The sequence below is a fragment of the Enterococcus sp. AZ062 genome (genome assembly GCF_051715065.1).
GTDB lineage: Bacteria > Bacillota > Bacilli > Lactobacillales > Enterococcaceae > Enterococcus_B > Enterococcus_B mundtii.
Map to the genome: position 1 here is coordinate 1,037,581 of NZ_JBIOTB010000001.1, position 19,496 is coordinate 1,057,076.

Genomic DNA, 19,496 nt, shown 5'->3' on the forward strand with positions numbered 1-19,496 from the left:
ATGGCTTTATTCAAAAAGAAAAAATACATTCGAATCAATCCTAATCGAGAAATCAAGCCAACGAATGCACCATCGGTCCCTGACAATATGTGGGCGAAATGCCCGAATTGTAAACATATCATCTACACAAAAGATATTGGGGAAGAAAAAGTATGTCCACACTGTAGTTATAACTTTAGGATCGGCGCATGGCAGCGATTAGCGTTGATCATTGATGAGAAAAGTTTAGAGGAATGGGATACGGATCTCGTCACGAAAGATCCCCTTGATTTTCCTGATTATCAAGAAAAGATTGGCAAGATGCAAGAAAAGACTGGCTTACATGAAGCAGTTCTAACTGGTCAAGCGACTATTAAAGGTATTCCTTTTGCTATCGGTGTCATGGACCCTAATTTTATCATGGGAAGTATGGGCACGATCGTAGGGGAAAAGATCACACGCTTGTTTGAACGTGCGGCGAGTAAAAAATTACCCGTCGTATTGTTCACTGCTTCAGGGGGCGCCCGGATGCAAGAAGGGATTTTCTCTCTCATGCAAATGGCCAAAATCTCCGCAGCGGTCAAACGTCATAGCAATAAACAGCTATTTTATTTGACTGTCTTAACAGATCCGACGACAGGTGGTGTTACCGCCAGCTTTGCGATGGAAGGGGATATCATCTTAGCTGAACCACAAAGTTTGATCGGCTTTGCTGGCCGCCGAGTGATTGAACAAACGATCAAACAAGAACTACCAGAAGATTTCCAAAAAGCAGAATTTTTACTGGAACATGGCTTTGTGGATCAAATCGTTCCACGAAAAGAACTCAAGGATACGATCCATCAATTACTAGAATTGCATACGCAGAAAGGATGGATCAACCATGAATAAAACTGCTCATGATATCGTCCAACTGGCGCGAGCAAAAGATCGTTGGACAAGTCTTGATTTTTTTGAAACGATTTTTGAAGGCTTCCAAGAGTTTCATGGTGATCGCTTATTTGGTGATGATGAAGCGATTGTCGGAGGTGTGGCAAAACTAGCCGGAAAACCTGTGACCGTCATTGGCATCCAAAAAGGTCGTGACTTACAAGAAAATATTCGCCGGAATTTTGGTTCTCCTCATCCGGAAGGTTATCGTAAAGCACTGCGTTTAATGAAGCAAGCAGAAAAATTCAACCGTCCGGTCATTACGTTGATCAACACTGCTGGTGCCTATTGTGGAATCGGTGCAGAAGAACGTGGTGAAGGGGAAGCGATTGCCCGTAATTTATTAGAAATGTCGGATTTGAAGGTACCAATCATCAGTATCATTATTGGTGAAGGCGGTAGTGGCGGGGCTTTAGCCTTAGCCTTAGCCGATGAAGTCTGGATGTTAGAACAAACGATCTATGCTGTTTTATCACCAGAAGGCTTTGCTTCGATTCTTTGGAAAGACGGCAGCCGAGCAGCCGAAGCCGCTGAATTGATGAAAGTCGCTGCTGGTGAATTATTAGAGTTAGACGTCATCGATCGAGTGATTCCCGAAACATTCAATGGAGAGCATTTAGGCAAAGAAAAAGTTGCGCGTATGATGCAAAAAGCATTGATCGAAAAACTGACCGAACTCTGTAAGAAACCAACCGAAGAATTGATCGAACAACGCTACCAACGTTTTCGTAAATATTAAGAAGATTTTTTGATTTAACTGTAGAGAGTTTACTCTACAGTTTTTTCTGATTTATCATATGAAGGTATAGTAATTGGTTTATGATTTGTATATTTAACGTGATTATATGCATGATTTACTAGTTAAAAAAAGAAATAAATTAGGAAAAACATATATTTTTTTGATAATAACTTGTTTTTATACTTATTTTACGAGTTAAATGATAAAACAAGTAGTTGTATGGGTGGTTAGATAATGTGTTCTAATTTAGATGGACTTTTTATTGTTGATGAAATAATTGCAAATAAAAAAATGAATGATTTTTAACATCTGATTTTACAACCGCAGAACAAGACTTAAAAACGACTGAACTTTTTCAAATGTTTGTTAAAGAAATCAAATATGTAACAGTCGAAGTCAATCAGGAGAAGAAAACGACAACATTAGTCGGAAAGGATTATCGAAAAGAATTATCTTGGATAGATGAAACGGGGAATCGCTTAGCTGACATACATAAGATTGAATATAGTTTTGTGTCAGGGGATGAGGAATAGTTGAGTAAAGGAGTAGCCTAAAAAAATTCCTCTTCTTGCAAAATGATTTTTGAAGAAGAGGAATTTCAGAATAATTTGAACAGAAAGAAGGGGGCACCATCTTTTCCCTGTTCTTTTAATTGATTAAAAATATTTTTCTGTACCAAATCAGGATTCTTGATTTGAAATTTTAAAAGCTGTTGAAACCATAGGCATTTCTTTTTAGTGCTTGGATATTGGCACTTAACTATTCAAGCAGACCCTTTAAATAGTTACAGCGTAAGGCGTTCTTGGTGTGTGCATAAACATGTTAACGTATCTTATCGTCTTGGTATAGCTTTCAGGAAGTTATATTGTCCAGACATTCGTGAAACATTCATTACACACAGTAATCTCCCATTTCTTTTCCGCATAAAGAATGCCTTGTTACAATTACACTATTATGATAAGTTTAATGTAGTGTATTTGTAACGTAAGTGAGGGGATTAGATGCAAGCTAAGTTGAAAGAGTTGTTGCGTATTCGCGATGGAAATTTATCTATGAAGGAAGCTAGAAAATTAGGAATTTCAGCAACTACTGTACAAAGATTGGTGAATCAAGGAATGTTGATGAAAGTTGATCGTGGGTATTATGTAGAGACTGGTCATGGAATCGATGATTTATTTTGTCTTCAGCAACGATTTTCCAGAGGAATATTTTCTCATGAAACGACATTAGATATATATCAACTTTCTACAAACATGCCGAACTTCATTCATTTGACTTTTCCACATGGCTATAATGTGGATCGTTCAATTACAAAAGAGCAACAGTTACAATTTCATTTTGTGAAGAAGGAAGTATACGAGCTAGGGAAAGTAGAGGGAACTTCCTTTCAAGGAAATCCTATTACTATATACGATAAGGAACGTACCCTTTGTGATATTTGGAATCCGAGATATGAAATTGAATACGAAATGAAATTAGAAGCTTTAAAAGAGTACATGAGAGATCCTATGAGAGACCCAAGTAAATTAAGAGATTATATGACAAAACTACATGTAGAAAAAGAAATGAAATATCATATGCAGAGTTTGTATTGATGGAGAGAAAATATGACCCCTACACAATTTACAGCAAAAACAAGAAATCTTGCAAAAAGTATAGGATTAAATGCACAGTTAGTTCAAAGGCATTTTATGATGGATCGCTTAGTTGAACAAATCTCTGAATCGAAGTATAAAAATGACTTTATTTTAAAAGGTGGCTTTCTATTGGGTTCAAAATATGGAATCGATAGAAGAACAACAATTGATATTGATACGACATTTAGAAATAGCAAATTAACTAAAGAAAAATTGAAGAACATCTTTAATGAGCTAACTAGTAAACCTACGAAAGAGGGGATTGTTTTCTCTATTCAAGAGATTAAAGAAACAAGGGAAATTGATTTTTATCCTGGGTTTCAAATTAAATTGATAGCTCATTTAGAAAAAATACGTGTCCCATTTAAATTGGATGTAACAACAGGAGATTCTATTTATCCTGAAGTAGATATACATTATCATCAATTGATGTTTGAAGATAAAAAAGTAGAGATTCCAGCTTATCCAACAGAACAGATTATTGCAGAAAAGCTGAGTGCTACATTTAGCTTTGGGACAGATAATTCGAGATTGAAAGATTACTACGACCTATTTGCCATCCCAAAACTAGAAAATATTGATATGAAAGAGCTATATAAAAGTGTCCGAAATACATTTACAAAACGTGGAGACAATAAACTGTTATCTTTTTATTATGAAAGGGAAATGGAAAAGATCAAAGAGAGCGATTATTTGGAAAAACTATGGGACAAATATCGCTCGGTAAATTCTTTTGCGAATTCTATTTCATTTGCAGATACAGTTAACGGAGTTGCTTATTTAATGCAAAATGTAATCAAAATTGAAAATCAAGAAAGAAAACAATAGTTTACAAGAATTGAACAAATCAAGATGGCAAACGATATTAATTGTGTGATTTAGCGTAAATCAGCGGAACCAATGAGCTTGGTACAGAGGTGTTTGGCCTTGAGAAACAAAGTAAAATAGACTGAAAATCAAATAAAAAAAGCTGAGACTTGGTTCTCGGCTTTTTTCATTTCTTTCCTTGAAACATTAAAATAAATATTCTTTTTTCGTTTATATTATTCATTTTAAGAGCATAAAAACGAATTAAATTAAATAAATATACAAAAAATAGTTTATTTTTGAAATTTCCATGCTATAATGACAGAACAAAATGAATAAGGGGCGAGATAATGAAAAAGATTTCAGGAATTATTTTATTTTTAGTTACAACATTTGCATTAGGAGCGTGTGGTAATGGGGATGCAGCAGAATCAAACGATCAATTGGCAGAAATCAAGGAAAGTGGTGTATTGAAAGTAGCAACATCTGCTGATTATGCGCCGTTTGAATTTCATACGATCGTCGATGGGAAAGATCAAATCGTCGGATCAGACATTGATTTAGCAAATGCCATTGCAGATGAACTTGGTGTGAAACTGGAGCTTTCAGATATGAGTTTCAATACAGTGCTAGCCTCTTTAAAAGAAGGAAAAGTCGATGTAGCGATTTCAGCAATTTCAGCGACCGCAGAACGGAAAGAACAATTTGATTTCACCGATAATTACTATAATCCGCCACAAGTTCTCGTGATCAATAAAAAAGATGAAGACACGTTAACAAGCATTGATCGCTTGGCAGGTAAAAGCTTAGGGGCGCAAAAAGGCTCGATCCAAGAAGCGGTGATCAACGAACAAATCAAAGAAGCTAAAGTAGTCACGATCGATAAAGTACCAAATATGGTGATCGAGATCAATCAAGGTTCGCTGGATGGCATGGTCGTTGAACAAACGATTGCCGAAGCATATATCGCTCAAAATCCCAACTTGATGATTGCAGATATTCCTTTGGAACAATCAGATGATGAAGCTTTTGCTATTGCCTTGCCAAAAGGAAGTACAGAATTACAAGAAGAGTTGAATAAAATTATCAAAAAACTAAGTGATGAGGGAAAAATCGATGAATTCATCAAAAAAAATCATGAACTAGCTGAACAAACAGCGACAGAATAGAGGGACGCAGTGTGAATTTTTCGTTTTTAGATAAGTACTTACCGTATTTTTTATCCGGCGCGGTCGTTACGATCGTCATTTCGATCTTGACAGTCATCTTTGGTACAATGATTGGCCTAGCCATGGCACTGATGAAGCGCTCAAAGATCAAGCCTTTGAATTGGTTAGCTAATAGTTATATCGAATTACTAAGAGGCACACCGATGTTATTGCAGATCATGATCGGATTCATCTTATTGCAACGTTTCTTTCCAGCGGTGGATTGGTCCGTGGGGATTTTAACGATCGACTTAGGGCGTTTGATACCAGGAATCATCGTATTATCACTGAACTCTGGGGCGTATGTTGCTGAAATCATCCGTGGAGGAATTGCGGCTGTTGATATGGGACAAACAGAAGCTTCGTATTCACTAGGCTTACGTCCTGTACAGGCGATGCGTTATGTCATTTTCCCACAAGCGTTGAGAAATATTTTGCCACCATTAGGAAATGAGTTTGTCACGTTGATCAAAGATTCTTCTTTACTGACAGTGATCGGTATCAATGAATTGATGGGATCTGCTCAAATCGTTATCTCAAACTCCTATATCCCATTGGAACCTTATTTTATTGCCGCAGGGTTATACTTCGTTATGACCTTTGTAACATCGCGGTTGTTGAGTAGTTGGGAGAAAAAACTCGGAAAAGGGTATCAACGTTAGGAGAGAATGTCGTATGGAAAAATCAATAGTATCGATCAAACAGCTAAGTAAATCATTTGCAGAAACAGAAGTATTGAAAGGAATTACTACGACCATTTCCGCCGGGGAGGTCGTGGTGATCATCGGTCCTTCAGGTTCAGGAAAAAGTACGTTTCTCCGTTGTTTGAATCTACTCGAATCCCCTACAGCTGGTACGGTGGAGTTTGAGGGAACGGATATCACACACAAGCAACACGATATTTTTAAAACAAGAGAAAAAATGGGCATGGTTTTTCAACAGTTCAATCTATTTCCCAATATGACAGTATTAGAAAATATCACCTTATCACCAATCAAAGTGAAAAAAATGCCTAAGAAAGAAGCCGAGGCGATCGCTTTGGAATTATTGGCAAAAGTTGGCTTGTCAGATAAAGCCACCGCCTATCCTTACTCTTTATCAGGTGGACAGCAGCAACGGATAGCGATTGCCCGAGCGTTGGCAATGCAACCAGACGTCATGTTGTTCGATGAGCCCACTTCGGCACTTGATCCAGAAATGGTGGGTGAAGTACTCTCGGTTATGTTGCAATTGGCACAAGAAGGGATGACGATGGTCATTGTCACTCATGAAATCGGCTTTGCGAAAGAAGTGGGTGATCGAATCATCTTTATGGATCAAGGACAGATCGTGGAAGAGGGGACACCTAGTGAAGTGCTGGAGCGGACGAGCCAGCCTCGGACCATCGATTTTTTGGCCAAAGTACTGTAGTAAAAATTAAGATATAAGGAATGGCGCTCTTTTTCCAACATTACCTATGGATAGTGATTTCAGTTCTTTAGGTTTTTCTAAAATTGTATGAATGATGTTCCAAAAGTAACTCTTTCAGTAATAAGCAACCAACTCCAGAAATAGAAGAATCTATTTTATGAGCTGGTTGCTTATTTTTTGGAGTTGGTTCCTTCTGTTATTCCCTCCATTAAAAGGTTTAATGTATAGAGGTAGTTTTTTTTTAGATTTTACAGTATAATATGGGGTTGAGGAGTACATATCGTGCTCCTTCATTTTTTGCAGATGAGGAGACAACATGTTTTCAAATTATAAACCTACATGGATGGTAGAAGCCGTCTATAAAATTACCCCTGCACAACTGAAAAAACTAGGGATCAAAGCCGTCTTGACGGACCTTGATAATACACTGATTGCTTGGAATAATCCAGATGGAACGGAAGAATTGTTCACTTGGATTTTAGAAATGAGAAATGCGGGCATACCAGTAGTCGTTGTTTCTAACAACAACTCAGAACGCGTAGCTCGTGCAGTTAAAAAATTTGAGCTACTTTATGTTGCAAGAGCGTTGAAGCCTTTGCCAGTGGGAATCAATAAAGCAAAAAAAATGTTGGATCTGGCAGATGAAGAGATCATCATGATCGGTGATCAGATCATGACCGATATTCGTGGCGCGAATAGTGCCGGTATCCGTAGTGTCTTAGTTAAACCAATCATTGAAACTGATAGTTGGAAGACGAAATTCAATCGGTTCTGGGAACGTAAGATCATGAGTTATTTAGTAAAGAAACATCCAGATATGGATTGGCGAGGTGGCATTGAATGAACGAAGAATTGCAATGTATCGGTTGTGGCGTGATGATCCAAACAGAATATCCTGATGAATTAGGCTATACACCAAAAGCAGCACTCGAAAAAGGGTTAGCAACAGGGGATGTTTATTGTCAACGTTGTTTCCGTTTGAGACATTATAATGAGATCCAAGATGTATCATTGACAGATGATGATTTCTTGCGATTACTAAATGAATTAGGACAAAAAGACGCATTGATCGTCAATGTGGTTGATATCTTTGATTTCAACGGCTCACTGATTCCTGGTTTACATCGTTTTGTCGGCAATAATCCTGTTCTTTTGGTAGGAAATAAAGTCGATATTTTACCTAAATCATTGAAAAAATCAAAAATGATCCAATGGATGAATGAGCGTGCCCATGAAGCAGGGCTAAGACCTGTTGAGGTGTTGTTGACAAGCGCAAAAAAAGCACCTGAAATGACAACACTTCTAGAGAAAATCGAAAAATATCGTGAGGGTCGAGATGTATATATCGTTGGTGTGACGAATGTCGGAAAATCGACATTGATCAATCAGATCATCAAAAATACGGCAGGTGTCCAAGAAGTGATCACGACTTCGCAGTTCCCAGGAACAACGTTAGACAAAATCGAGATCCCATTGGATGATGGCCAATTTTTGATCGATACACCAGGAATTATCCATCGTCATCAAATGGCCCACTATTTAGGCAAAAAAGACTTACGTATCATCGCACCGACAAAGGAAATCAAGCCTAAGGTGTATCAGCTGAATGAAGGTCAAACGCTTTTCCTTGGAGGATTAGCTCGATTCGACTTTATCAGTGGCAAACGAGGTTCATTTATTGCTTATGTATCAAATGATGTCAATTTACATCGGACAAAATTAGAAAAAGCCGATGCTTTTTATGAAAAACATGTAGGCGGCTTATTGCAACCACCACGTCCGAATGAAGTCAGTGAATTCCCTGAACTTGTTCGCTTTGAGTTTTCTGTAAAAGAAAAGACAGATATCGTCTTTGCAGGACTAGGCTGGATCACGGTAACGGAACCAGCAGTCATCGCAGGCTGGGCGCCAAAAGGGGTACATGTGTTAAGAAGAAAAGCACTGATTTAAGAAAGAAGGAAAAACATGAGTTTAAGAGGAAAGCAAAAACGATTTTTACGTAGTCAGGCACACCATCTACAACCGATTTTCCAAATCGGTAAAGGTGGGATCAATGAAGCGATGATCGTCCAAATCGAAGAAGCACTTGAAAAAAGAGAATTGATCAAAGTATCATTGTTGCAAAATACAGATGAAATCGCGGAAGATGTGGCACAAGTATTAGAACAAGCCATCGCATGTGAAGTGGTTCAGATCATCGGACGCGTGCTTGTTTTATACAAAGCATCATCTAAAGAGAAATACCAACGGATATCTAAAGAAGTACATGCAATCTAAGGAGTGACGAAGATGAAATCGCAAGCGAAATCCTTTGTTCGACCTCAAGTATTTCCAAAAGAAATGCCCCATCTTTATGAGAAAAGAAAACAGGTGGGGATCTTGGGCGGAACTTTCAATCCTGTGCATCTAGCCCATCTAGTGATGGCAGAACAAGCAGGACAGAATTTAGGACTAGACCATGTCTGTTTAATGCCTTCCTATCAACCACCTCATGTGGATGAAAAGCCAACTATACCGGCAGAACATCGCTTAAACATGCTGGAACTTGCGATCGAAGACAATCCTTTTCTAACGATTGAAACGATTGAAATCGAACGAGGCGGCAAAAGCTATACGTATGACACGATGAAGGCTTTGACTCAAAATAATCCTGATACGGACTACTATTTTATCATCGGCGGTGATATGGTCGAATATTTACCAAAGTGGTACAAAATCGACGAGTTATTGACAATGGTCCACTTTGTCGGTATCCATCGACGTGGGTATCAAGTGGAAACCCCGTATCCTGTGATCTGGGTCGATGTCCCTGAGATTGATCTAAGTTCGACAAAGATTCGTCAAAAAATTCAACAAGGTTGTTCCGTCCGTTATTTGATCCCAGATAAAGTCTTGGATTATATTCAGAAAGAAGGATTGTATCAACATGAATTATAGTACAGATTATACGGCCTATACTCGAGAAATTTTGATGCAAAAAGTCCAAATGAGAATGAGTGAACAGCGCTTCAAACATGTCTTGGGTGTAGAACAAACAGCTGTTGCACTTGCTGAAAGGTATGGTTGCTCGCCAGAAAAAGCGAGTATCGCCGCATTGACACATGATTATGCGAAAGAACGACCAGACGATGAGTTTATCTTATTCATCGAACGTGAGCAACTTGACCCAGAGTTATTAGCTTATGGAAATGCAATTTGGCACGGATTAGTCGGTGCATCATTTGTTGAACGAGAATTAGGCATCACTGATGAGGAGATCTTACAAGCAATCCGTCTCCATACGACAGGAGCTGCTGAGATGTCCTTACTCGATAAAGTCATCTATGTGGCTGACTATATCGAACCAGGACGTTCTTTTCCAGGTGTCAAAGAAGCCCGTGAGATTGCCATGATCGATTTAGATGAAGCAGTTGCATTCGAAACCAAACATACATTAGCACATTTGATTGCGCAAGAAAGCAAAATTTATCCAAAAACAATTGAAACATATAATCATTGGGTGGCAAAATAGCTGACCCATTAGGAGGAAATCATCATCGATAGTAAAGAACAATTAAAAATCGCTGTCCAAGCAGCAGATTCAAAACGTGCAGAAGATATTTTAGCTTTAGACGTCCGTAAAGTGTCGCTATTAGCTGACTACTTTATGATCTGTTCAGCAAACAGTGAACGTCAGATCAATGCCATCGTGGAAGAAATCATTGAAAAAGAAGAAGAAAGCAAATACGAAGTAAAACGCGTAGAAGGAAAAGAAGGCGGCAAATGGATTCTGATCGATCTAGGTGATTTGATCATCCATGTATTCCATGCCCCAGAACGTGGTTTTTATAATTTAGAGAAGTTATGGTCGGATGCGCCACTTGTCGATTTGACTGAATGGTTGGATTAACATGGCCTACGAAACATTTGCCTTTATTTACGATGAAGTCATGGATGACGGGCTTTATGAACAATGGCTCGCATTTTCTAAACGCCATTTGCCTGAAACAACTAAAAACATCCTTGAACTAGCTTGTGGTACAGGAGCATTAGCTGTGGCTTTTGCCAAAGACGGCTACAATGTAACTGGCTTGGATCTATCAGAAGAAATGTTGATGATCGCCAGTCAACGTGCCTATGAAGAAGAAGCAACGGTACAATTTGTTGAAGGGAATATGTTAGATCTATCAGAGAGTGGGCAATACCAAGCCATCACTTGTTTCTCAGATTCTTTGTGCTATATGCAAAACGATCAAGAAGTACAACAAGTATTCGATGAAGTCTATCAGGCATTGGAAGAAAACGGCCGTTTCTTGTTTGATGTCCATTCCGTTTATCAAATCGATCAAGTATTTCCGGAGTATAGTTATCATTACCAAGGAGACGATTTTGCCTTTCTTTGGGACAGTTATACGGGGAAAGAAAAACATAGCATTGAACATTATTTGACATTCTTTGTCGAATCACAAGAAAAAGACGGTACGTTCACACGTGAGGATGAATTACATCAAGAACGTACGTATCCACTAGAAAACTACTTGCGGATGTTAGAGAATAGCGGATTTGCTAAAGTAGAAGTATTCGCTGATTTTACAGACGAAACACCTAACGAAGAATCCAGACGTTGGTTTTTTGTCGCCCAGAAAGAAGAAGGCGAAATCGACGAACTTTAGCAAACAATAAAAAGGAGAGACGGCTGGATCAAAAAGCTTAGTCTCTTCTTTTTTACTAGGCGAAAGGAGAAAAGCGAATGAAAGTATGTGGCATCATTGTTGAATATAATCCCTTTCACAATGGTCATCTTTACCATGTCCAACAAGCACGGGAACGAACCGGTGCCGATGTAGTGATTGCGGTGATGAGTGGCAATTTTTTGCAGCGAGGTGAACCGGCGATTTTAGATAAGTGGCAACGTGCAGAAGTAGCCTTGCAAAACGGAGTGGATCTCGTAGTTGAATTACCAATCGAGTGGGCAGTACAATCTGCTGATTATTTTGCCAAAGGAGCAGTTCAACTGTTGCAAAAATTAAACTGTGACTATTTATGTTTTGGAACAGAAGATGAAGCGACCTTCGATTATCAAGCATTCGGTCAATTTGTTTTGCACCATCAGGATCAAATCACCAAAGCTTTTCAAGAATTACCTGATCAGACAATGAGTTATCCGCAAAAGATGACACAGGTATTCAAACATGTCTACCCAGAAATCTCACTTGACTTTTCTTCACCCAATCATATTCTAGGGTTGAGCTATGCAAAAGAAAATGCTACGTATGAACATCCTATGGAATTAGTTCCGATCAACCGTAAAGGAGCTGGCTACCATGATGAAGACTTATCAGAAGAAACAATAGCCAGTGCCACAGCGATTCGTAAAGCACTAACTGAAAGTCGATCGATTTCTGCAACAGTTCCCTCAGAGACAGAGAGATTTTTAAAGACAGAAAGTTTGCAAACTTGGACATCCTATTGGCCCTTGCTAAAATACCGTCTTCTTTCTTCCACCGTTGACTCGTTGCAAAAAATCTACCAGATGACGGAAGGTTTAGAGATCAGGATGTTAGAAGCGGCAAAGACAGCTAATACATTTTACGAGTTTGTCGAACAAGTCAAAACAAAACGCTATACGTGGACGAGGATCCAGCGCTTGTCATGCTACGTGTTATTAAATATCCAAAAAGAAGAGATGAGAGAGCAACAGATGCAAGAATACATCCATGTGTTGGGCTTTACAACAGCAGGTAGAGCATGTCTCAAAAATAAAAAAACCTTAGCCCTTTTTGCGAAAATCGGCAAAAAAGAAGCGCAAGTGGCAAAACTACTCGTTCGCAGTGATCAAATCTATCGCTTAGGTGGCGAGGTAGCGGAACAAGTATTTGGGCGAAAACCAGTCTTTATCGAAACGATCGAAGAGAAAAAAAGCTTCACATAAACCTGATTCACAAGTATAATGAAACAGGACGTTTTGTGTGTTCCCGCACGAATCAAAAAGAATCTATCTTATATCAAATTAGAAAGCGAAGTGAAACTATGGGACGTAAATGGGCCAATATCGTAGCTAAAAAAACAGCTAAAGATGCAAATAACAGCCGAGTTTATGCGAAGTTCGGAATTGAAATCTATGCAGCAGCAAAATCAGGTGACCCTGACCCACACGCTAACCAAAAACTACGTTTCGTCATTGAACGCGCTAAAACTTACAATGTACCAAAACATATCATCGACCGAGCAATCGAAAAAGCAAAAGGTTCAGGGGATGAAACATACTCTGAATTGCGCTATGAAGGATTTGGACCAAATGGCTCAATGGTGATCGTAGACACATTGACCAACAACGTCAACCGAACAGCCGCTGATGTGCGTGCAGCATTCGGTAAAAACGGCGGAAATATGGGCGTTTCTGGGGCAGTATCTTATATGTTCGACAATACCGCGATTTTTGGTTTTGCCGGTGAAGATGCAGATGAGATCTTAGAATACTTGATGGAAAAGGACATCGATGTACGTGATGTCATGGAAGAAGATGGCCAAATCATCGTTTACGGAGAAGTGCCAGATTTCCACAGTATTCAAGAAGCACTAAAAGAAAAAGGCATCACTGACTTTTCAATTGCGGAGATCCAAATGATCCCTCAAAATGAAGTGACGTTGACTGGCGAAGACTTGGAACAATTCGAAAAAATGATCGATGTATTAGAAGATCTAGAAGATGTCCAACATGTCTTCCATAATGTTGCCTTAGAAGATTAATTGAATAAAGCGGATAGAAGAGGCCATGGCAGAAGTGTTTAGCCTCGAGAAATAAGGCGCCAGCCACGAAAATTGTTTTTCAAATTTTTGTGGCTGGCGCCTTATTTGTGAAGAGATACTTCTGTTCCCGCCGTTTGTTTCGTTTTAAGTGTTGTAAGAGGATGAATGTCCAGACACTTTTTTATTTTCCTAAAAAACAAACAGCCGTTATTCTGTTTGAAAAGCCATTGTCATGTTTTGCTTTTGATCTTTTATTTATCCAACTTTTTCTAGTAAAGGGATTTTTTGTCGATTCTAAAAATGAAGTATAGTCATACGATGTGAAAGAAAGAGAACAAGTACAGAGTAGCTAAATTAAAAATCCTGTGTTATTTGTTACAGTTTTTTTGTGATTTATTATCATTTCTATTTCAACCTGTGTTATTATTAAAGTATCGTGAGTAAACGAATAGTAATTTGATGTAGGCGGGGAAAGAATAATGGAAGCAAAAATTAATCTAGAGCCTTTCGAACGTATTCTAAGCGGTTACCAAAAAGTAGAAGAGTTGGCAGTCAATATCACCGATTGCTCAAAGCTTGCACAAAAATATGCACCTTATGGGGTAGAAGGCTATCGTTTAGGAAACTATATAGGCACAGGCTATTTGAATCGTTACCTAGAATGTATGGTTGATCGCGCGCCCATGCTGATCTATAAAAAAAAATATTTGATTCCATTGCTTTTTCGACGTTCTGACTCAGCATTTCAGTTGTTTGAAGAAGATTATCGAATGGAAGCTTTCTTTTTATTATTGGACTGGAGTCTGAAGCATCAACCAGAAAAGATATTGATTGAGACAAGTCAAAAAGTAGATACGAAAAAAGAAAAAGTCATTGATACAGCTTATTTGGCTTTTCGTGTATCAGAAATATTGGATAGTGGGGGTTACCCGATCAGTAATTTCCAAACAGTCGAACAATTTATGGATTGGAATCGTATTTATCGTCTGATCGATAATGGAGGGATTGGTCGCCATAGTAAAGTATTTGACCCAGAATATCCCGAAAATATCGAAGAATTGCGAATGATCGTCTCACTTGTTCGTTTGAAATACCCAAACACAGATTTGATGTTGTGACCGATAGATGTATAAAAAGAGGCAGAGACAGAAGTGTTTAGCCTCGAGAAATAAGGCGCCAGCCACGAAAATTGTTTTTTCAATTTTTGTGGCTGGCGCCTTATTTTTTGAAGAGGTTACTTCTGTTCTCGCCGTATATTCAGTTTAAAGTGGTGGGAGAGGACTGATTTTCCTGATGCTTTTTATTTTTAATAACGAATCAATCTAAAGCGAGAGACTCATGATTTTCAGTAGCCAATGTTTGTAGAAAAGAAGCGTCTTTCGCTGATGTGAAGAGGATCAATTCATGCATAGCACGCGTACACATCGTATATAAGATTTGTTTGTCATGACCTGAATTAAAATGTGCATCATCGACATTCCATAAAAAGACTCGGTCAAATTCTAATCCTTTTGCTAGATAAGCAGGAAGAAGAATAATTGAACGTTTCATAAAATCAGACTCGTCCGCAATCAATTGGACTTGATCTTTTAGCGAACTAGGCAATTGTTCATAGAGTGCTTCACATTCAGCGATTGTTTTACCAATGATCGCAGTACGCCAATATTTTGCTTGCTCTTTCGTGTCAATGATCGTTTGTTCCAACCAATTGATTTTACTTACAGATGAATCACTTTGGACGATCAACGGTAGGCGACCTTCACGAGCCGTTGTTTCTACAAGATTGTCGTGAGCTAAGAAATGATTGGCAAAATCAGTGATTTGCTTCGTGGAGCGATAGCTCGTCGTCAATTGGAATTGGGTCACTTCTTTCTCTGGGAAAAGCGACTCTAGCGAACCAGTGATCGTCTCGTTCCCAAAAACATTTTGGTTCAGATCCCCACAAAATGTTAGATTGGCAGTTGGATAGATTGATTGCAGCAATGCGACCTGCGAAGGAGCAAAATCTTGCATTTCATCAATGAAAATATACCTTGCCTTTTGTGTGACTGATACAGGATGGATTCGACGCATCAATAGGAAGTACAAGACGGCGTCTTCCTGCGGCAATTCTCTTTTCCGTAAGTTCATTTTGACTTCTTGAAGATGTTCGTTCCAAGAAGTTTCGCTGATTCCATGTGCGGTTAACATCGTTTTAGGAATCGTTTGTAAAAAGTGAAGAAACTGTTTCGGTAAGTTGACGAATTGATAATGTAAAATTCCTCGGTGAACTTTACGGAATCTTTTTTTCACGATTTGATTCGTGAGTTTTTTACGCAATGATTTTTCTTTTTGTTCGGTGTATTCTAAATTTGGATCGGTTGCATATAGTTCTTGAAGTTGTTCTTCTGCAAGTTCTTTGACCCATTTCTGACGGGTTTCATCCTTTTGCAGGCCGCCCAATTTTTTCAATAACTTTGTCTGTAATAAAGATAGACGTTGATGCAATGGAAGTAGTTCATTGGTTTCTTGGTACCATCTTCGGATCGCTTCTTTGGATAGGATCGTTCGACCATTGATTTTCATCTCACGGAACAATGGACCAAAATCAGTGATCGTCTGGATGTAAGTCTCAAGATGATCAACGAAAGTCAATCCGGATTTCAACGTTTTTATCGGGTCATCAGCACCAGAAAGGAAACCGACTTCTTGTTGTTCTTCTTCAGTCAACTCAAATTCAGGAACCAATTGCTGTAAATAATTTTTGAAGGTTTGTGTCGGAACACCACTTTCACCAAGAGATGGTAAAACAGTGGAGATGTAATCAGAAAACAGATGGTTTGGTGAGAACAATAAGACGTTCTCAGCATCCAGCCATTTCCGATTGTGATAAAGGATGAATGCGATACGTTGAAGTAATGCTGAAGTCTTACCGCTTCCAGCAATTCCTTCGATCAGCATCACTTTACTATTGGTGTCACGGATGATGGCATTTTGTGCTTTTTGGATCGTTGAAACGATGTTTTTCATGTGAGCACTTGATGCGTCATCCAAGATTTCTAATAGAAAATCATCATTGATGACTTCAGATGTATCGACCATAGAGACGATTTTTCCTTCAACGATTTTGAACTGTCGTTTCAAGAGAAGTTCGACGTCGATTTTTTCGACATCTGTTTCATAAAAAGCAGGACCGATTTCTCCTTCGTAATACAGGTTAGCGATCGGTGCACGCCAGTCGATCACGATGGTTTCTTCTTCTGTATCTCTCAATGAGGCGATGCCAAGATAGAGAGTTTCTTTTTCCGTCTCTTCTTTGAAATCGATACGAGCAAAGTAAGGACTTTCTTTCATTACTTCTAATGTTTGCAGACGTTTTTGCTGAGATTCTAATGTGTGGTATTTTAAAAGCAATTCTTGTTCATGTTGGCGGTATTCGACCACTGACTCATAAAAAGACTCGTTGGAGCCGCTACGTATTTTGTGATTAGCTGTTTCTTTTGTGGAGTCATTCATTTTTTCAGTCAAGTCGCTTAATTTGCGATTCAATAGGCGTTGTTCAAGTTGGATCATTTGTGTGGTTTCTTCCACATGCTGTTGTTCTAATTGTCTTTCATTCATTGCATCGTTTACTCCTTCCGCCGTAAATAACGAATTAAAAGTATAGCACAGTTTGACTAAAAAAGGTACACAAGTGAGTTAACTAAAAATAAACGTCAAACTACATGAGAGTGATAGTTGTTTTCATTTAGGGGTTTTTAGTTCAAATGGCTTTAGAGAACAGGTATTCTAAATGTGGAGAAAGGAGCTGAATGAAATGACACATTTTAAAAAATTTGCGATGACACTACTGATTGGAGCGGTGGCCCTCATCAGTGAGTTTATGTTCGACCGTCCTCGCCTTGCGTTTATGATCATTGCTATCACCGGTGGTACACTCGCCTTCTTGATGTTTGTCGAAATGATCAAAACGCTACGTTCAGGGAAATATGGGGTCGATATTTTAGCAATTACAGCTATTGTTGCGACATTGCTCGTCAATGAATATTGGGCGAGTTTGATGATTTTGATCATGTTGACAGGTGGCGAAAGTTTGGAAGACTATGCACAAAAAAAAGCAGGTCAGGAATTGCAATCCCTATTAGATAATACGCCAAGAACTGCCCATAAATTGCAAGGAGATCAACAACTGGATGTTGCGGTAGACACACTTGAGATCGGCGATCATCTGGTGATCAAACCAGGGGAAATCGTTCCAGCTGACGGACGAGTGATCATGGGGGAATCTACTTTTGACGAAGCGTCATTGACTGGAGAAGCAAAACCGATGAGCAAGAAAGTCGGTGATGAATTGATGTCCGGTTCGGTCAATGGGGACTCATCTGTCAAAATGGTGGTTGAGAAACGGGCAGAAGATAGCCAGTATCAATTAATTATCAAACTAGTAGAGGAATCGAAAGAAAAACCCGCACGTTTTGTCCGTCTAGCAGATCGTTATGCTGTTCCCTTTACTTTTATCGCTTACTTGATCGGCGGAATCGCTTGGTGGGCCAGTGGTGATCCTGTACGCTTTGCGCAAGTCTTAGTTGTAGCATCGCCATGTCCATTGATTTTGGCTGCACCTGTCGCTCTAGTAGCGGGAATGAGTCGCTCAAGTAAAAGTGGGATTGTTGTCAAGACTGGTACCGCTGTGGAAAAATTAGCAGAGACCAAAACGATTGCTTTTGATAAGACAGGAACGATCACCAAAGGGATACTTGAAGTAACGGGTGTCGCTCCAGTTGATGGGTTTTCAGAAGTGGAATTATTACGTGTGGCGGCGAGTGCGGAACAAGGCTCAGCCCATATCTTGGCCCGTTCCTTAGTTCAAGCAGTTCCCCAATTGTTACCAGTCACTGATTTAAAAGAAATCTCAGGGCAAGGGATTACAGCTACGGTTGATGGCATGCAGGTTAAAGTAGGGAATGCACGCTTTATTGATGTTTCGGAAGCTAAAACAGATACGACTGCGATCTATGTGGCAATTGATGGAAAATATGCCGGAACGATCTACTTCTCAGACACGATCCGTCCAGAAGCAAGTAAAACAATCGCAAACTTGAAAGCTCAAGGCATCACCGACTTACTGATGGTGACTGGGGATGGTCGTACGGTTGCAGAAGCAATTGCCGAGGAAGTTGGCTTGACCGAAGTTCATGCACGTTGTTTACCACAAGATAAATTAACGATTTTAACTAGTATCCCCAAAGAAAAGCGGCCTGTCACGATGGTAGGAGATGGTGTCAATGATGCTCCTGCCTTGACTGTCGCGGATGTAGGCATCGCGATGGGCGCCCATGGCTCAACTGCTGCAAGTGAAAGCGCAGATGTCGTCATTTTAAAGGATGATTTAGAACGAGTGGCAGAAGCAGTGATGATTTCTCGGGAAACGATGAAAGTAGCGAAACAATCTGTTTTGATCGGTATCTTTGTTTGTGTCTTTTTGATGATTGTTGCCAGTACAGGAGTCATTCCAGCGTTGTTTGGCGCGATGCTTCAAGAAGTGGTTGATACAGTTTCCATTTTAAGTGCATTGCGTGCAAAAAAGTCAGCGAAACAAAAACAACATGCCATGATCATACAAAATTAAAGGCAAAATGATAAAAGAGACTTTTCAGCAAAATCTTTTTGCGGTATGATGCAAAGAGAGAAGCAACACTTGATCAATAAAAGAGCAAACCATGAAAGGAAGTTGAGAATATGCCATTCGTACACGTAGAATTAGTCGAAGGACGTAGCCCAGAACAATTAGAGAACATGATGAAAGATATCACCGAGGCTGTCCATAAAAATACGCAAGCACCAAAAGAACACATTCATGTGATTATCAACGAAATGAAAAAAGGCACATATGGTGTCAATGGTGAATGGAAAAAATAAGTGGATTCGAGGCTTGATTTTTTGAAATAATAGTGGTTAAATAAACACATAGATGATTGATGAGAAAGACAACTGAATTTGAGAGTCTTCGATAAGAGAGGAAAACCTAGGCTGAAACTTTTCCAGGAGAAAACCAAAGGATGACCACTTTCGAAACCT

21 protein-coding genes are annotated in these 19,496 nt (G+C 39.2%); 20 read left to right on the plus strand and 1 reads right to left on the minus strand.

Annotated features, from left to right (window positions below):
- The 18 genes from accD (at nucleotide 1) to IGJ00_RS04960 (ending at nucleotide 14,557) form a co-directional block, all read left to right on the plus strand.
- Nucleotides 1-870: an acetyl-CoA carboxylase, carboxyltransferase subunit beta gene (gene accD / locus IGJ00_RS04875; RefSeq protein ID WP_062805459.1), complete on the plus strand. Its 870-nt coding sequence runs from the start codon at nucleotides 1-3 to the stop codon at nucleotides 868-870.
- On the plus strand, nucleotides 863-1,648 hold the full coding sequence (locus IGJ00_RS04880; RefSeq protein ID WP_438844157.1) for an acetyl-CoA carboxylase carboxyl transferase subunit alpha: 786 nt from the start codon (nucleotides 863-865) through the stop codon (nucleotides 1,646-1,648). The genes accD and IGJ00_RS04880 overlap by 8 nt, the downstream gene beginning before the upstream one ends.
- Before the next feature lie 359 nt (nucleotides 1,649-2,007).
- Entirely contained in the window at nucleotides 2,008-2,181 is a 174-nt protein-coding gene (locus tag IGJ00_RS04885; protein WP_181264994.1) for a hypothetical protein, read from the plus strand.
- Nucleotides 2,182-2,649: 468 nt separating this feature from the next.
- The gene (locus tag IGJ00_RS04890; protein WP_066025696.1) at nucleotides 2,650-3,243 is read left to right on the plus strand and encodes a type IV toxin-antitoxin system AbiEi family antitoxin domain-containing protein; all 594 of its coding nucleotides are present in this window, start codon (nucleotides 2,650-2,652) and stop codon (nucleotides 3,241-3,243) included.
- Nucleotides 3,244-3,255: 12 nt separating this feature from the next.
- Entirely contained in the window at nucleotides 3,256-4,113 is an 858-nt protein-coding gene (locus IGJ00_RS04895) for a nucleotidyl transferase AbiEii/AbiGii toxin family protein (protein WP_066025697.1), read from the plus strand.
- 329 nt (nucleotides 4,114-4,442) lie between these two features.
- Nucleotides 4,443-5,261, plus strand: coding sequence for a transporter substrate-binding domain-containing protein (locus tag IGJ00_RS04900; protein ID WP_071866006.1), 819 nt, complete (start codon nucleotides 4,443-4,445; stop codon nucleotides 5,259-5,261).
- A gap of 11 nt (nucleotides 5,262-5,272) precedes the next feature.
- Nucleotides 5,273-5,962, plus strand: a complete 690-nt coding sequence (locus IGJ00_RS04905; RefSeq protein WP_071866007.1) for an amino acid ABC transporter permease — start codon at nucleotides 5,273-5,275, stop codon at nucleotides 5,960-5,962.
- A 13-nt stretch (nucleotides 5,963-5,975) separates the two neighbouring features.
- Complete coding sequence (locus IGJ00_RS04910) at nucleotides 5,976-6,710, plus strand: amino acid ABC transporter ATP-binding protein (protein WP_071866008.1); 735 nt, start codon at nucleotides 5,976-5,978, stop codon at nucleotides 6,708-6,710.
- Between the two features lie 316 nt (nucleotides 6,711-7,026).
- The gene (locus IGJ00_RS04915; protein ID WP_010735865.1) at nucleotides 7,027-7,554 is read left to right on the plus strand and encodes a YqeG family HAD IIIA-type phosphatase; all 528 of its coding nucleotides are present in this window, start codon (nucleotides 7,027-7,029) and stop codon (nucleotides 7,552-7,554) included.
- Nucleotides 7,551-8,660 (plus strand): ribosome biogenesis GTPase YqeH, encoded by a 1,110-nt coding sequence (yqeH, locus tag IGJ00_RS04920; RefSeq protein ID WP_071866009.1) that lies wholly within the window; start codon nucleotides 7,551-7,553, stop codon nucleotides 8,658-8,660. Before IGJ00_RS04915 ends, yqeH begins: the two co-directional genes overlap by 4 nt.
- A 15-nt stretch (nucleotides 8,661-8,675) precedes the next feature.
- The gene (yhbY, locus tag IGJ00_RS04925) at nucleotides 8,676-8,987 is read left to right on the plus strand and encodes a ribosome assembly RNA-binding protein YhbY (RefSeq protein ID WP_019724120.1); all 312 of its coding nucleotides are present in this window, start codon (nucleotides 8,676-8,678) and stop codon (nucleotides 8,985-8,987) included.
- A 12-nt stretch (nucleotides 8,988-8,999) separates the two neighbouring features.
- Entirely contained in the window at nucleotides 9,000-9,647 is a 648-nt protein-coding gene (locus IGJ00_RS04930; protein WP_010735862.1) for a nicotinate-nucleotide adenylyltransferase, read from the plus strand.
- Nucleotides 9,637-10,221, plus strand: coding sequence for a bis(5'-nucleosyl)-tetraphosphatase (symmetrical) YqeK (gene yqeK, locus IGJ00_RS04935; RefSeq protein ID WP_023519420.1), 585 nt, complete (start codon nucleotides 9,637-9,639; stop codon nucleotides 10,219-10,221). The genes IGJ00_RS04930 and yqeK overlap by 11 nt, the downstream gene beginning before the upstream one ends.
- Nucleotides 10,222-10,245: 24 nt before the next feature.
- On the plus strand, nucleotides 10,246-10,599 hold the full coding sequence (rsfS, locus tag IGJ00_RS04940; protein ID WP_034688417.1) for a ribosome silencing factor: 354 nt from the start codon (nucleotides 10,246-10,248) through the stop codon (nucleotides 10,597-10,599).
- A gap of 1 nt (nucleotide 10,600) precedes the next feature.
- On the plus strand, nucleotides 10,601-11,362 hold the full coding sequence (locus IGJ00_RS04945) for a class I SAM-dependent DNA methyltransferase (protein ID WP_066025699.1): 762 nt from the start codon (nucleotides 10,601-10,603) through the stop codon (nucleotides 11,360-11,362).
- Between the two features lie 77 nt (nucleotides 11,363-11,439).
- Nucleotides 11,440-12,621 (plus strand): nucleotidyltransferase, encoded by a 1,182-nt coding sequence (locus IGJ00_RS04950; protein WP_142432976.1) that lies wholly within the window; start codon nucleotides 11,440-11,442, stop codon nucleotides 12,619-12,621.
- 98 nt (nucleotides 12,622-12,719) lie between these two features.
- Complete coding sequence (locus tag IGJ00_RS04955) at nucleotides 12,720-13,439, plus strand: YebC/PmpR family DNA-binding transcriptional regulator (RefSeq protein ID WP_029594248.1); 720 nt, start codon at nucleotides 12,720-12,722, stop codon at nucleotides 13,437-13,439.
- 479 nt (nucleotides 13,440-13,918) lie between these two features.
- Nucleotides 13,919-14,557, plus strand: coding sequence for a hypothetical protein (locus IGJ00_RS04960; protein WP_071866062.1), 639 nt, complete (start codon nucleotides 13,919-13,921; stop codon nucleotides 14,555-14,557).
- Nucleotides 14,558-14,756: 199 nt separating this feature from the next.
- On the opposite strand, the gene helD is transcribed toward IGJ00_RS04960, so the two are convergent.
- A complete protein-coding gene (gene helD / locus IGJ00_RS04965) occupies nucleotides 14,757-17,039 on the minus strand; it encodes an RNA polymerase recycling motor HelD (RefSeq protein WP_142432977.1) in 2,283 nt (760 codons plus the stop codon).
- A 196-nt stretch (nucleotides 17,040-17,235) separates the two neighbouring features.
- On the opposite strand from helD, the gene IGJ00_RS04970 reads away from it, so the two are divergent.
- A complete protein-coding gene (locus IGJ00_RS04970) occupies nucleotides 17,236-19,047 on the plus strand; it encodes a heavy metal translocating P-type ATPase (RefSeq protein ID WP_438844158.1) in 1,812 nt (603 codons plus the stop codon).
- A 110-nt stretch (nucleotides 19,048-19,157) separates the two neighbouring features.
- Nucleotides 19,158-19,337 carry a 2-hydroxymuconate tautomerase gene (locus IGJ00_RS04975; protein ID WP_002287649.1) on the plus strand — a complete coding sequence of 60 codons (180 nt, stop codon included), beginning with the start codon at nucleotides 19,158-19,160 and terminating at the stop codon, nucleotides 19,335-19,337.
- Nucleotides 19,338-19,496 lie beyond the last annotated feature (159 nt).